The organism is Phyllobacterium sp. TAF24 (assembly GCF_052113785.1).
In the GTDB taxonomy this organism is placed as follows: domain Bacteria; phylum Pseudomonadota; class Alphaproteobacteria; order Rhizobiales; family Rhizobiaceae; genus Phyllobacterium.
In genome coordinates this window covers 22,927-36,158 of record NZ_JBFRDN010000011.1, presented here as the reverse complement: position 1 = coordinate 36,158, position 13,232 = coordinate 22,927, and the positions used below count along the sequence as shown (strand labels likewise).

Here is a 13,232-nt window from a genome sequence, read left to right as displayed (position 1 = left end):
TCTGCTCGCTTGTTGGTGTCATGCCGCGTCCCTCGAAAGGGCTGTTCCCAAGGGCGTCGCCAGCTCCATCACCCGTTCTTCGGAAAACTCGGCATTTTCAATGATGCCGGTGGCCTTGCCTTCGCACATCACCAGGATACGGCTGGAAAGTGCGAGAAGCTCCGGCAATTCCGAACTCACCATGATGATGGCCACGCCTGACAGCGCGAGTTTCTTCAAAAGGTCGTAGATTTCGTCTTTCGCGCCCACATCGATGCCGCGGGTTGGTTCATCCAGCAGCACGACGCTTGGCCGGGTTTCCAGCCATTTGCCCAGCACGACTTTCTGCTGGTTGCCACCGCTTAATTGATCAATCTTTTGATCCGGGCCATCACAACGCACATGCATCGATTTTATCACCCGATTTGTAACAGGGTTTTCACGCCGCCGGTTGATCCAGCCAAGCGCTGCGAGCCATGGCAGTGAAGGCAACACGGCGTTTGACCGGATATCAGCATCCATCAACAGGCCGGTTCCCTTCCGGTCTTCAGTCAGGAAAGCAATACCCTTGGTCACTGAACGTCGAGGCGTCAGCGAACGGGCGTTAAGACGCGCACCACCACGAATGACTGTGCCAAAACGATCGCCTGTCGCGGCTCCGAAAATGAGTTCAAGCACTTCCGTGCGGCCCGAGCCGAGCAACCCGCCAATACCAAGGATTTCGCCCGCATGCAGATCAAAACTCACATCATCGACGACATTATGCATGCTGCCGCGTGAATTGGGGCGGCGAAGGCCGAGATTGCGTGCGGAAAGCACGACCGGTCTGTCTGATACGTCTGCTTTCGGTTCGGGAGCGGCCAGATCCCGGCCAACCATCATGCGGATGAGATCGCGTTCGCTCAAATCCTGCGCTTTGCGCGTGGCGATAAAATTCCCGTCGCGCAGAACGGTGATCTTGTTGGCCAATGCAAAAATTTCGTTCATGCGATGCGAGATGTAGACAATGGCGACACCATTTCGGGCCAGTTCCCGCACGAAATTCGCCAGCCTCTGCGCTTCGGTTTCCGACAATGCAGAGGTTGGCTCGTCCAGTATGAGTACATCAGCATTCAAGGACAGAGCGCGCGCAATTTCCACAAGCTGCTGCTCGCCCACCCGCAAATTCTCCACATCGGCGCGTGGATCGATATCGATGCCAAATCTGCCAAGCAGTTCGGCACTCTTCTTCTCGATGCTGCTCCGATCAATAAACAAGCCTCCGATAAGAGGCTCGCGGCCAAGAAAAATATTCTCGGATACGCTGAGACTTGGGATGAGGTTAAGTTCCTGATGGATGATGGCGATGCCGTTACGCTCGGCTTCCTTGGGCGAAGCGAAATCGACCTCCTGCCCGCGCACAAGCATGTCACCGCCGCTGCGACGATGCACGCCACTGAGGATTTTCACCAGCGTCGACTTACCCGCACCGTTCTCTCCCATGACAGCATGAATCTCGCCTGGATAAATATCGAGATCGACGCTGCGCAGAGCAACAATATGGGCAAATGATTTGCTGATGCCGCGCATTGATACGATCGGCAGATGACTATCCAAAATGTTCCTCCCAAAACATTCTTTCAAGCTAATATGTAACATGTTAGATGTTATTGGGCGGGAGTCAAATGCTTCATTCCAATGAAATTGGTTGGATCGAATCTTTTGAATTGGGCATTTCGGGGAGCTTGGAACGTGCAGTTGGGATCAGGCGGCAAGAACTACCGGGAACAAAAAGTTGTCGCGGTCACACGCAAGGATCAGGTCTATTCCATTCTGCGCCAGGCCATCATTTCATCGCAGCTCGCTCCGGGCGAAGCTATCCGGAAAGAGCTTGTAGCCCTGCAGCTTGGTGTATCACGCACCCCTGTCAGCGATGCCATCAATCGTCTCGCCGATGAAGGTCTGGTTGAAATCTACCCGCAAACCGGGACGTTCGTCGCAAGATTGCGGCTCGACAAGATCGAGACCGCCCAGTTTGTCCGTATCGCGCTGGAAACCGCTGCTATCCGGCGCGCAGCGGAGCGAAGCTCATCAGAGACGATCATACGTCTTCAGAACAATCTGGCGCAACAGCGTAAGGCAGCCGATTCCAGAGATTTTGAAGGCTTCTATGCGCTTGATGAGGAGCTTCACGATATGATCTGCGATGCTGCAGGTCTGGTTGGCTTGCGCGAGATCGCCTCGAAGGAGCGCAGCCAGATTGATCGGGTGCGTCGCCTCCTCCTCCATTACGAAACGCGCATGGTTGAGACGCTCAAAGAACATGAGGCGATTGTCGCTGCCATTGCTGATAAGAGCGTTGAACGCGCGGTGGCTACAATGGAAGATCATATTTCCAAAATGGGGAAAATGCTTCTGCAGTTGCAGACCAAGCGGCCGGAACTGTTCGCCAGCTAGAAACCTGCCCTACTCCGCATGGAGATCCCGCGCGATTGCCGGGCCGACCTGCAAATCCCGAAAGGTCGCTTCAAAGCCTGCCCGCTGCGGTGAACATGCCATGATACCGACCGATGCATCTGCATTGGAAAATGGGGCAAGGCGCGCAAGCTGCCATGGCGCATCATTGATCGCAAACTGAACACGTACGGCGTCGTCATGGCGGGTAAGCCTTATATGCACATCATCGTCGGTACGAGCGCCATGCAGTGGAATAACCGACCAGTCAGAAATCCGGTTGGTCACGACGACACTGAAATGCATCAGACCATCTGTATATTCGATGCCAGTCTTGATCCAGTTCTGATGATCAATGCGAAGCATCAGTCCCGCCTGATCATAAAGCTCCCTGTAATCACCGCGTACAGTGACGCTCGCGCTGAAATCGCCGCTGACGGGAGTGAGGTAGGCGTGGCCATTGTCGCGCTCGAAACCGTAGAATGTCCGCTGCCAGAAATCGGTATTTTCACCCGTTGAAAGCGTAAGCTCGTGGGCATCACCCCGAAAGGATGCTGGCTCGTTCAGCCAGTGGAATTGCATAGTCATGAATGTCTCTCCGCAAGCGAATCCAATCGGGATATGGCGCAAACGGTGATACCAGATTGGCACGCGCGCAAAAACACTCTCTGGGTTGCCGCCAGTCGCGTGCTTTAGACGAGTGCCTTACGAATGGAGTACTTTCGGGTGTTTATCGGTTGGTGTAAAACGAAAGGGTTGCTGAAAAAGCCCCTTCTCCGCCAGAACATTGAGTTCGCGGTTCGCCGCCATCACCGCCAGTTCATCAATATCGTGGACACCGCTTTCATAGATGGCGATCACGATCTTGGCGAGTTGGTTGCAACGCACATGGGTTTTCGGGCAGCGATCAAGCATCTTTGATGCCCGGTCATGGGCGTGCTGCATGATGTCCCAATCCGTGGTGGAGTGGATGCGTTGGTCTCTGCTTGAAAAAGGCATGACACACTCCCTGATATGGCTAAGTTTTTTGCTGTGCCGCTTTTGTCGTCAAAGACTGGCAGACAAAATTCACGGGCAGAAATTTAGTAGATTCCTCTTTGACTGGTATGGCAAATCACACTCTTTCACAGGACATATAACATCTTCGTGATCGCGATTCTGGGATCAAAAATGCGCCCATTATTGTTGACTAAATATTTCATGTTTTGTATGGCTGAATGGTTCTGGGGCAGTTGCTGGAGCAACCTCAAATTTGCTCTGCAAGCTATACAAATCAAAGGAGTTTTTATGAAGATCAACTTTCCGACTATTGCAAGCGTCGCCGCGTTCGCGGTCGCCATCATTGCCACACCCGCTATGGCGCAGAATGCCGATGGCATCGTTGTGTATAACGCCCAGCACGAAAGCCTGACCAAGGAATGGGCTGATGGCTTCACCAAAGAAACAGGCATCAAAGTCACGATCCGTAACGGTAAAGACATGGAACTGGCCAACCAGATCGTTCAGGAAGGCGCCGCCTCACCGGCCGATGCATTCCTGACGGAAAACTCCCCCGGCATGGTTCTCGTTGACAATGCCAAGCTGTTCGCGCCGCTTGATAAGGCCGTGCTTGAACAGGTTCCAGCGAATTTCCGCCCCGAACATGGCCGCTGGACCGGCGTTGCTGCCCGTTCAACAGTGTTTGCCTATGACAAGACCAAGCTGACTGAAGACAAACTGCCAAAGTCACTGCTCGACCTTGCTGATACCAGCTGGAAAGGCCGCTGGGGTGCAGCACCAGCCGGCGCTGACTTTCAGGCCATCGTCAGTGCGCTTCTGGAACTGAAAGGTGAAGAAACCACAGCCAAATGGTTGAAGGCGCTAAAAGAAAATTCGAAGGCCTATAAGGGCAACAGCGTCGCCATGAAAGCCGTTAACGCAGGCGAAATCGAAGGCGCGGTCATTTATCATTATTACTATTTTGGTGATAAGGCCAAGACAGGCGAAAATACCAAGAATGTTTCCCTGCACTACTTCAAGCATGAAGATCCGGGTGCATTTGTCAGCATTTCCGGTGGCGGTGTCCTCGCTTCAAGCAAGCATAAGGAAGACGCGCAGGCATTTCTGAAGTGGGTTACGGGCAAGGCTGGTCAGGCAATCCTGAAGGACGGCGATTCCTTCGAGTATGCTGTTGGCAAGGATGCTGCATCCAATGCTGCACTCGTTCCCTTGGCTGATCTGCAGGCCCCGAAGGTTGAACCTTCCAAGCTCAACAGCAAGAAGGTCACTGATCTGATGACTGCTGCGGGCCTGCTGTAATCCCGACGCCGACAATCAGGTACTGAAAAAACCTACGGGCACCCCCTGCAGCGACATTTGGTCCTGCGGGGGGTGTTCTTCTATTTTCCTTCAGATAAGAAGGCCAAACAGGCCGCTGCGAAGCGCCCATGCCCATGAAAGCAAATGTGAATTGGTATCATCAGGATCAATAAGCAGCACAGCCGCTTCGCCGCTGCCGCCGGTGCCACTGAAAGTCAGGCGCCGCTTGCCGTTCCTGTCTGTTTTTGGCCTTGCGGGCATTGTCGCGGCTTTTAGCCTGCTTCCACTCGGATTTGTTATCTGGGTTACTGTTCAGACCGGCTGGGATACGGTCATTGCATTGGTGTTTCGCGGCCGTGTCGGGGAACTTCTGATCAATACGGTCTTGCTGGAAGTCTGGACGATCCCGCTGTCGATCATTCTCGCAGTCAGCCTCGCATGGCTCACGGAGCGCACTGATCTGCCCGGCGCGCGGCTTTGGGCGTGGCTAGCCGTTGCGCCGCTTGCCGTGCCGGCATTTGTCCACAGCTATGCCTGGATCAGCATTGCGCCAAGCCTGCATGGCCTGTCCGGCGGGGTTCTCGTTTCCGTGCTTGCCTATTTCCCGTTTCTTTATCTCCCGGTTGCTGCCCAGATGCGGCGTGTCGATCCGGCCATGGAAGATGTCGGCGCATCGCTTGGGCTTGGTCCGTGGCGCGTTTTTTTTCGCATATTGCTGCCACAGCTGCGCTTTGCCATTTGCGGCGGTTCGCTGCTGATCGGCCTGCATCTTCTGGCGGAATACGGCCTTTTTGTTATGATCCGGTTCGATACTTTTGCGACGGCAATCGTCGACCAGTTCCAGTCCACGTTCAACGGCCCTGCTGCCAATATGCTGGCGGGCGTACTTGTGTTGTGCTGCGCGGGCTTGCTGGGGCTTGAAGTCCTGATCCGCGGCAATGAACGTTATGCACGTGTGGGCTCGGGTTCAGCGCGTCCGATCACCAAACATCGGCTCGGCTGGTTTACCCTTCCCTGTCTGCTGATTCCCTTGATTACCACGGCACTGGCGCTCGGTGTTCCCTTTGTGACACTGACCCGCTGGCTTATTGCCGGAGGAACGGCTGTCTGGAATCTTGATGCCATCAGCACGGCATTTTCCACTACACTTTTTCTGGCTGTTGCCGGGGCACTTCTGGCCACGGTTGCGGTCATCCCCATGGCATGGCTTTCCGTCAGAGCGCCGGGCCGCGTTCAACGTGTGCTTGAGGCCTGCCACTACTATGTTGGCTCCCTGCCCGGGGTTGTTGTTGCACTGGCGCTTGTAACGATCACGGTACGCGTTGTCCTGCCGCTCTATCAGACCGCAGCGACGCTGCTTCTGGCCTATGCCCTGCTTTTCCTGCCACGGGCATTGGTGGGCCTGCGCGCCAGCATCGCGCAGGCTCCGGTCGAACTCGAAAGGGCCGCCATGGCCCTTGGACGAACGCCCGCACAGGCCGTCATGCAGATTACCATGCGACTGGCAACACCGGGCGCTGCCGCGAGCATTGCACTTGTTGCCCTTGGCATTACCAATGAGCTGACGGCAACGCTGATGCTCGCGCCCAATGGCACACGCACGCTGGCCACGGAATTCTGGGCGCTGACCAGTGAGATTGATTATGCGGCGGCGGCACCCTATGCACTGATGATGGTCGTGCTGTCACTCCCGTTGACACTTTTACTGCACGCCCAATCAAAACGGATTGTTGGACGATGAGTTTTCTCGACATTCAGGGCGTAACAAAACGCTATGGCGTGACCACAGCTGTTGATGATGTGACGCTCTCCATTGAAGCGGGCAGCCGCACCGCCATTGTGGGTCCGTCAGGGTCAGGCAAGACAACATTGCTCCGTCTTATTGGCGGCTTTGAAGCGCCCGATAATGGCCGGATAACGCTTAACAGCGAGATTCTGGCGCAAGGCCTCTCGATTGTTCCTGCGCATCGTCGCAGCGTAGGCTTTGTCACACAGGACGGTTCGTTGTTCCCACATCTGACCGTTGCCGCCAATATCGGGTTCGGGTTGGACAAACGCAGCCCGGATCGTGATGCGCGCATTCTGGAACTTATGGACATGGTGGAACTTGACCGCGTTATGCTTCACCGTCGGCCGCATCAACTGTCGGGAGGACAGCAGCAGCGGGTGTCCCTCGCCCGCGCACTGGCACGGCAACCCCAATTGATGCTGCTCGATGAACCATTCTCGGCTCTCGATACGGGCTTGCGTGAGAGCATGCGCAAAGTGGTTGCTGAGGTTCTGAAGAGAGCTGGTATTACGACCATTTTGGTGACGCATGATCAGGCAGAAGCCCTGTCCTTTGCCGATCATGTTGCTGTGATGCGACAGGGAAAACTGGTTCAGGCAGGCCCGCCGCGCACATTGTATCTCAACCCGACAGACCCTACGACAGCATCCTTTCTCGGCGATGCCATTCTTTTGCCGGCCGAACTTGGCGATGGGTGGGTTGATTGCGCCTTTGGGCGCCTTGCGGCCAAGACCAACAAGCGTCTTGGCTCTGCGCAGATCATGCTGCGCCCGGAACAGTTGAGACTCGTCACCGTGCCCGAAAACGAAGCCGTGAAGACGCCAGAAAATACCGTTCGCTATGGCAAGGTGGTTGATATTGAATTCGGCGGTGCCGTATGCACGTTGATGGTTGCGATCCTTGATAATCAGAACGTTTTCAACGGTGGGACACCTGCGCCAGTGCAGATCAAATGTTCTGCTGTCAATTTGCCTTCAATTGACGATCACGTACGCATTGAAGTCCTTGGCGAGCCGCATATATTTGCCTGAGGCGATTGCTGTTCCGATTGGTCGGAAGCGCAATATGCCAAACAAGTATGCTCCCGGAAGGAACGCTCCATGTCGCTTTCAATGTACCAGATTTCAGTCCCGGTCTTTATCCGTGGCTTTTCAATTCTCTCGGCGCTGATTGCCAAAGCCGAGGCCTATGCCGCTGAAAAGAAGATCGACCCCAACGTACTCGTCAATGCCCGTCTTGCACCTGATATGCTGCCGTTCTCAGGTCAGGTCCAGCGTGCCAGCGACACATCCAAAGCAACGATTGGCCGCCTGACCGATGTCAAAACACCAAGCTTTCCTGATACCGAGACAAGTTTCGCCGATCTGAAAACACGCATTGCCAATACGGTGGCGTTTCTGGAAGGCCTTGATGCATCAGCGCTGGATACCAGCGATCAGCGCGAAGTGACCTTGAGTTTCGGCGAAAACAAGGCACATCTCGACGGACATGGCTACATGTTGAAGTTCGCTTTACCGAACTTCTTTTTCCACATCACCACGGCACACGACATCCTCCGGCACAATGGCGTTCCCATTGGCAAGCTGGATTATCTTGGTGCTTACAGCAACTGAATGTAGGCGTCAGAGCAACTAGCGCTGCCTGGCTTTACGGGCAGCGTAGCGGCGATCACGTTCGGCCTTGCGTTCGGCTTCGTCAGCAACAACGCGGGCAATGCGGTTGCTGGATTCAGCCTGAATCGCATTTGCTGCAGCCGCTGCTGCTTCGGCAATGGCGGCGGCTTCCGCAAGTTTGCGGTCCCGCTCTTCCTGCTTCATCCGTTCGCGTTCTTCCTGCCGGGCTGCGCGCGCAGCGGCGATTGCTTCCCGTTCCGCACGCTTGGCCAACATTTCAGGGTCTGTCGGCTTTGGTGCTTTTTCGAACTTTTTGAGAAGCAGTTGCTTAGCCTCGGCCGCCGCTTTGCGGCGATCGGCAAATTCATTAAGGTGTTTCAATCCGGGGTAGTCCTTGTATGTGTCATCTGGATATCTGCTGGAGGCGCCCTCGGCAATATTACCGGTTGCGCTACAGTGCGCCGCATCGTGCAGCACCGCAGATATGCATCCTGTAACCTACCCGGCGCGCTGTGACAATGAAAGCTCGTCGCAAAGCGCAATTGAATTATCAAATTTTCAGGCTCAATGTAACATCTGGTGTCAACAACACAAAAAAGAACGTGAAAACCCGAGGGGCGATCACCATATCTCTGATGTATCGAGGCATAGAAAATCTGTCACTCTGGACAGATGCCTAGGGGAGAGCAAAATGGCTCACATTGAATACCAGCTGCATGCCTTTGATCTTGATAGCAAATTTGGTTTTGCTGATGGTAACATGTTTGGGTCTTTGCTGCGCGAAAAGCTTGGCAAGCTAGCTCCCAACAAGCGCGAGGTTCTGGTGGAATGCGTCAAACGCTTTCTGCTTCCGGCAATTCCGCGCCGTGTCAGGACTATGATTGTTGCCAAGGGACACAACCCGATCCGCCTTGTGGATGGCGAAACGATCGATGATTTCGAAGATGTGACCGTCGGCATCAAGGAAAAAGATGTGCTGCACATAGCAATCGAGCTTTTGCGCCGCACGAAAAAGTAACGCCGCGTGTTTGCACGCGGCGCTCAGCGGTGATCAGTCGACAGCGACCATAACATCAGACGCTTTCACAACCGCGTAGGCGCTGTTGCCGACCTTGAGCTGCAGTTCATCAACTGCCTCATTGGTGATGGATGCAGTGACGATTGATCCGCCCACATCGATACGCACATGGGCCGTCGTGGCTCCCTTGGTGACTTCGACGATGGTGCCCTTCAAGCGATTGCGCGCACTGATTTTCATGGTGTTTCTCCTGTTGTTTGCCGCACTTTAGACGACGTGAACTTCAATACAATGAATGAAAGAAAAGACCTCGAAAAACGAGGCTGTTCTTATCAAGATTTATGCGAAAGTTTATTGTCCGGAACAGGCTGAATAAATCGGTATCACTGGCTGACTAAGGTTTAAAGAAGCGCTCTGTTTCTTCAATTGTCACGAGATCCCCTGATGATTGCCACTGATCGACACCGGATCGCAGCAGCGTTTCATTGTTTGCACGCCCCTCCAGCCCATCTGCACTGACCACCAATCCCAGCCCCTGCCCAAGACCGGCAAGTGCGCGCACCATTTTCGCAGTTTCTTCCTCGTTCATGTTCTCGATGAAACGGCGGTCAATCTTGATCTTGTCGAGCTTGAATTCCTGTATGTGGTAGAGGTTGGAATAACCCGTGCCGAAATTGTCGAGGGTTAATCTCACTCCAGCTGCGCGCAGCGGCCCGAGTGCCAGCTTGGCTGCCTCCAGATCATGCACGACGAGGCTTTCGGTGATTTCTATATCCAGTTGCTGCGCGGCGAATCCGGTTGATTGAAGCAATTGCAGGATTGTCTTGCCGAACTCCCGGTCTCTAAGCTGTCCGGGAAGCACATCGATCGACAGGGTAACATTGGCTGGCCACTGTCTGGCCGCCATGAACGCTTTTTCAAAAATGCGCTGACCAAGGGCGTAAATCAGCCCTGTCTCCTCCGCTATGGGCAGAAACCGTTCAGGTGGCACTTCCTTGCCATCACCAGCAATCCAGCTTGGCACAGCTTCAAAGCCGATCACCTTGCCGGAACGCAGGTCAAATGACGGTCGAAAGCGGACATTGATGCCATCATTGGCAACAGCGGCGCGCAAATCACGCTCAAGCTGTTCGCGCTCCTGCACGAGCCTGTCCATATCCTGTTCAAAGAAGCGGAAAGTCGAACGGCGTTCTGCCTTGGCACGGTAGAGTGCCACATCAGCTTTGCGTACAGCATCTTCACCCGAGTGAGCATCCGTTGGCAACAATGCGATACCAATACCTGCGCCTGCATCATAATGAATGGACCCGACAATGATGGGGTCGCGCAATTCATCGACGATACGCAAAGCGATATTGGCGGCAGATTCTGCTCCAGCCAAATGCTGGGCCAGAATAATGAATTCGTCGCCGCCAAGCCGCGCAAGAAGATCGCCATCGCGAATGGTACGCTGCAGCCTTTGGCCAATCACAACAAGCACGTCGTCGCCGACACCATGACCATAGGCATCATTGATCTGTTTGAAGCCATTAAGATCAAGAATAATCACAGCATGAACGGCGCCGGTGCGTGGCGGAGACGCAACTGCCATCCGCAACGCTTCCTCGAATTGCCGGCGATTGGCAAGGCCAGTCAAAGGGTCCTGATAGGCCAGAATGCGGGCCTGTTTCTCTGCTTCAATCCGGCGCGCGATTTCACGTTTCTGCTCTAGATAACGCCTTATGGCAAAGCCGAGCAAGCCAAGTGCAAGGACGGACCCGAGCAGTAGCGTCTCATCCAGTTCGATCAGCAATTCGCCTGAACTGACGCTTCCTTCGGTTTCGAAAATATCGATCTGAAAAGCCACATAGGCAAGCACCAGCAAAATCGCCAGCAAAATACCCAAATCCTGTATGCTTACACGGTTGCGCACAACGAAACTCCAGAATCGCGCATAAAATCCGACGGACTCATTCTCACGTTTTCCCTGCATAATCTGTTCGTTTCCAACCCCAGACCGATCATTTGTGTCCAGCAGCATTGCTGACTGCCCGAGCGGTTGCCGCAATGGAGCAACGTGATCAGAAATCACGCATCCCATTGCGGCAGCTCGTATCTCGCCGGTCTTTTATCCTTTTTACTCTAGTTGAAGTAAAAGGCGTAGGACGCAAAGTTTCCTTCGAAGATATTGGTAATCTGGCTCCATTCACCGCTGGTCATGGCCGGACCATCCTGCAGATACGGTACGGCTGCCGGGCCAGTTACCCAAAGCACCAAGTCAAAGGGTTTTGGATCGTCGAAAACCTTTGCAAGGTTGATGCCTTTGTCAAAGCGCCAGTGAGGAACGAGGATCTTGCCATCAAGGGCCGCTTCAAACTGTGAGAGCACGGCAAGCCAGGCCTGAATACGTTCAGGCGTCACATCAAAGGACGGCAGAACACCGCTCTTCTGCTTTGGTCCTGGCAGCCATTCGTGATCGTCGTCAGTTTCCTTGTCAATCAGCGCCCAGGTTTCGCGATTGAGAACAATGACCTTTTTCAGGTGATCGCGCACCTCGCTCCACATGGCTTTGTCAGCAACCGGCCAGCGGATTGTGTGGATGAGTGTAACAAAATCGGCGATATCATCAGCTTGCGCTTTTCTGACACCGAACATCGTCTCGTCTTCGCCGCCCTTGCCATTGGCCTCTGACATGGTCGAGACGGCTCGCGGAAAGACAACACTGAAACTGCTGTTCCAGCTTTCGGAAAAATCGTGGGAAAGCCATGCCTTGGCGACAGCCATCAGAAGATTATCATAACCTTGCAGCCATTTCGCATCGGCGGTGTCAAAACCAACGATGAATGGTACAGGCTCGCCCTTCTCATCCGTATCTGAGAAAGCTCGGCCAATGTGATCCTCCGGGCCGACTGTCCCGTCACCATTCCAGTCAAACCGCGCAACGGAAAGATTGACCTTCAGCTTTGCCGGCTTGTTGCCAACGGCCGCAAGCGCCTTGTCGGCGGAATCGAGGTCAGCAATGAATGCTGCAAGAATCCCGCGAAACTGATCGTAGGTGATGGGCTCGGGTTTATAATTTCTGGCAATCTCGCTGGAACCACGTCCGAGAAACATCTCATAACCATCGGATTTAGAGCCAAATCCATAACGATAGAGCGATTGTGACAGCTTTTCGAATGCCCGGGCCGAGCGTACGAGTCCGAGACCGAGTTGCGCATCGGCGTTGTCAGTGGCTTTGGCAGCCAGAGCAATCATTTGCTCATCGGCTTCACCGATCCGGCCATTGGCCAGATATTTCTGGAACAATTCAGTTGCGGCACTTTCTGCCCGCGCTGCCGCCGACAGGTTAAAACAGGCAAAGCTTGCCACGACGATCAGGGAAATGAGTTTTTTCACGCAGATTTTCCGTTGTTGATGACATCAAACAACGGATTGATAGTCTGGAGAAACGCAAAAGTCTGCAAAATACAATCAAGCCGGTCAGTTATACACTTTTAGCTTTCGTGTTTTTAAAGCGAAAACTTATCGTCCTGTGTAAATTGACCTGCCTTTTCGGACTCTGATCGCAAGACTTCCTGCATACGATCCAGTGTGCGCATGGCAGCGAAAAGCACTTCCCGGTCATGCTGGTGTGCTTCAAAAAGAGCGACGAAGGCCGGGTTGGTGATTTCATGCGGTTTTGGTGCCGCCTTGGCCTTGTTCAAGCTCTCATCAGCTGCGCGTCTTGCTGTATCGACCTGATTACGCGCCGCATCCACATCCGACAACGTCTTGAAATACTGGCTCATTGTGCGCTTTGCCGATTTTGGTGAACGTCCGACGACACCGGAGAGCAATACCTGATGGCCCTGCTCTACCGGAGTGCTGTTCCCGGCTCGCCCGGATGATCTGCTGTTCAAGTCGGATATGCTTTTCATGGGCCATTCTCTTACGATTGGCCTGAGCATAGGGCATCGGTCCCTAGGCTGAAACGAAAGCGCGGTTAAAACATCGGCAAAAACAGGCACCGGATTCCGGTTCTGTCCCTCTTGCTAGAACCAGATTGCGTTTTGCCAGCCTCCCAACTCTTTGGGAGGCTCGCGCCTCAAGAATCATATTCTGGCTTTTTCCGGATGACGGGCGG

Annotated in this window: 14 protein-coding genes; 6 read left to right on the top strand and 8 right to left on the bottom strand. The window is 54.1% G+C overall.

The annotated features are described in order from the left end of the window. Window positions 1-18: 18 nt before the first annotated feature. The gene (locus AB4Y96_RS11765) at window positions 19-1,575 is read right to left on the bottom strand and encodes a sugar ABC transporter ATP-binding protein (protein ID WP_441917514.1); all 1,557 of its coding nucleotides are present in this window, start codon (window positions 1,573-1,575) and stop codon (window positions 19-21) included. A 135-nt stretch (window positions 1,576-1,710) separates the two neighbouring features. Here AB4Y96_RS11765 and AB4Y96_RS11760 point away from each other — a divergent pair, with 135 nt between their 5' ends. Beyond that, entirely contained in the window at window positions 1,711-2,415 is a 705-nt protein-coding gene (locus tag AB4Y96_RS11760; protein ID WP_441917512.1) for a GntR family transcriptional regulator, read from the top strand. Between the two features lie 9 nt (window positions 2,416-2,424). On the opposite strand, the gene AB4Y96_RS11755 is transcribed toward AB4Y96_RS11760, so the two are convergent. Further along, window positions 2,425-3,000, bottom strand: coding sequence for a DUF1349 domain-containing protein (locus AB4Y96_RS11755; RefSeq protein ID WP_091885950.1), 576 nt, complete (start codon window positions 2,998-3,000; stop codon window positions 2,425-2,427). A gap of 117 nt (window positions 3,001-3,117) precedes the next feature. Continuing rightward, window positions 3,118-3,411 (bottom strand): hypothetical protein, encoded by a 294-nt coding sequence (locus tag AB4Y96_RS11750; RefSeq protein WP_441917510.1) that lies wholly within the window; start codon window positions 3,409-3,411, stop codon window positions 3,118-3,120. Between the two features lie 288 nt (window positions 3,412-3,699). Between AB4Y96_RS11750 and AB4Y96_RS11745 the strand changes: the two genes are divergently transcribed. From AB4Y96_RS11745 to AB4Y96_RS11730, 4 genes are all read left to right on the top strand, one after another. After that, window positions 3,700-4,710, top strand: a complete 1,011-nt coding sequence (locus tag AB4Y96_RS11745) for an iron ABC transporter substrate-binding protein (RefSeq protein WP_441917509.1) — start codon at window positions 3,700-3,702, stop codon at window positions 4,708-4,710. A gap of 208 nt (window positions 4,711-4,918) precedes the next feature. Continuing rightward, a complete protein-coding gene (locus tag AB4Y96_RS11740; protein WP_441917624.1) occupies window positions 4,919-6,451 on the top strand; it encodes an ABC transporter permease in 1,533 nt (510 codons plus the stop codon). Continuing rightward, the gene (locus AB4Y96_RS11735; protein WP_441917507.1) at window positions 6,448-7,530 is read left to right on the top strand and encodes an ABC transporter ATP-binding protein; all 1,083 of its coding nucleotides are present in this window, start codon (window positions 6,448-6,450) and stop codon (window positions 7,528-7,530) included. Before AB4Y96_RS11740 ends, AB4Y96_RS11735 begins: the two co-directional genes overlap by 4 nt. Window positions 7,531-7,599: 69 nt before the next feature. Then, complete coding sequence (locus AB4Y96_RS11730) at window positions 7,600-8,112, top strand: DUF1993 domain-containing protein (RefSeq protein WP_113097190.1); 513 nt, start codon at window positions 7,600-7,602, stop codon at window positions 8,110-8,112. A gap of 18 nt (window positions 8,113-8,130) precedes the next feature. Here AB4Y96_RS11730 and AB4Y96_RS11725 read toward each other — a convergent pair whose 3' ends face one another. Next, window positions 8,131-8,493 (bottom strand): DUF6481 family protein, encoded by a 363-nt coding sequence (locus AB4Y96_RS11725; protein ID WP_091886148.1) that lies wholly within the window; start codon window positions 8,491-8,493, stop codon window positions 8,131-8,133. A gap of 310 nt (window positions 8,494-8,803) precedes the next feature. Here AB4Y96_RS11725 and AB4Y96_RS11720 point away from each other — a divergent pair, with 310 nt between their 5' ends. Next, window positions 8,804-9,130 (top strand): hypothetical protein, encoded by a 327-nt coding sequence (locus AB4Y96_RS11720; protein WP_441917505.1) that lies wholly within the window; start codon window positions 8,804-8,806, stop codon window positions 9,128-9,130. 33 nt (window positions 9,131-9,163) lie between these two features. Here the strand turns inward: AB4Y96_RS11720 and AB4Y96_RS11715 are convergent, their stop codons facing one another. The 4 genes from AB4Y96_RS11715 to AB4Y96_RS11700 form a co-directional block, all read right to left on the bottom strand. Continuing rightward, window positions 9,164-9,370 carry a TOBE domain-containing protein gene (locus AB4Y96_RS11715; protein ID WP_091885971.1) on the bottom strand — a complete coding sequence of 69 codons (207 nt, stop codon included), beginning with the start codon at window positions 9,368-9,370 and terminating at the stop codon, window positions 9,164-9,166. Window positions 9,371-9,524: 154 nt separating this feature from the next. Then, window positions 9,525-11,102 carry a putative bifunctional diguanylate cyclase/phosphodiesterase gene (locus AB4Y96_RS11710; RefSeq protein ID WP_441917503.1) on the bottom strand — a complete coding sequence of 526 codons (1,578 nt, stop codon included), beginning with the start codon at window positions 11,100-11,102 and terminating at the stop codon, window positions 9,525-9,527. Between the two features lie 149 nt (window positions 11,103-11,251). Then, a complete protein-coding gene (locus tag AB4Y96_RS11705) occupies window positions 11,252-12,505 on the bottom strand; it encodes a hypothetical protein (RefSeq protein ID WP_441917501.1) in 1,254 nt (417 codons plus the stop codon). 113 nt (window positions 12,506-12,618) lie between these two features. After that, the gene (locus tag AB4Y96_RS11700) at window positions 12,619-13,026 is read right to left on the bottom strand and encodes a hypothetical protein (protein ID WP_441917499.1); all 408 of its coding nucleotides are present in this window, start codon (window positions 13,024-13,026) and stop codon (window positions 12,619-12,621) included. Between the last annotated feature and the right edge of the window lie 206 nt (window positions 13,027-13,232).

Excerpts from the sequence above, each read along its gene's own strand:
- AB4Y96_RS11710 (WP_441917503.1), bottom strand. The coding sequence starts at position 11,102 with ATGCAGGGAAAACGTGAGAATGAGTCCGTCGGATTTTATGCGCGATTC.
- AB4Y96_RS11700 (WP_441917499.1), bottom strand. The coding sequence starts at position 13,026 with ATGAAAAGCATATCCGACTTGAACAGCAGATCATCCGGGCGAGCCGGG.
- AB4Y96_RS11745 (WP_441917509.1), top strand. The coding sequence starts at position 3,700 with ATGAAGATCAACTTTCCGACTATTGCAAGCGTCGCCGCGTTCGCGGTC.
- AB4Y96_RS11730 (WP_113097190.1), top strand. The coding sequence starts at position 7,600 with ATGTCGCTTTCAATGTACCAGATTTCAGTCCCGGTCTTTATCCGTGGC.
- AB4Y96_RS11755 (WP_091885950.1), bottom strand. The coding sequence starts at position 3,000 with ATGACTATGCAATTCCACTGGCTGAACGAGCCAGCATCCTTTCGGGGT.
- AB4Y96_RS11735 (WP_441917507.1), top strand. The coding sequence starts at position 6,448 with ATGAGTTTTCTCGACATTCAGGGCGTAACAAAACGCTATGGCGTGACC.
- AB4Y96_RS11750 (WP_441917510.1), bottom strand. The coding sequence starts at position 3,411 with ATGCCTTTTTCAAGCAGAGACCAACGCATCCACTCCACCACGGATTGG.
- AB4Y96_RS11720 (WP_441917505.1), top strand. The coding sequence starts at position 8,804 with ATGGCTCACATTGAATACCAGCTGCATGCCTTTGATCTTGATAGCAAA.
- AB4Y96_RS11715 (WP_091885971.1), bottom strand. The coding sequence starts at position 9,370 with ATGAAAATCAGTGCGCGCAATCGCTTGAAGGGCACCATCGTCGAAGTC.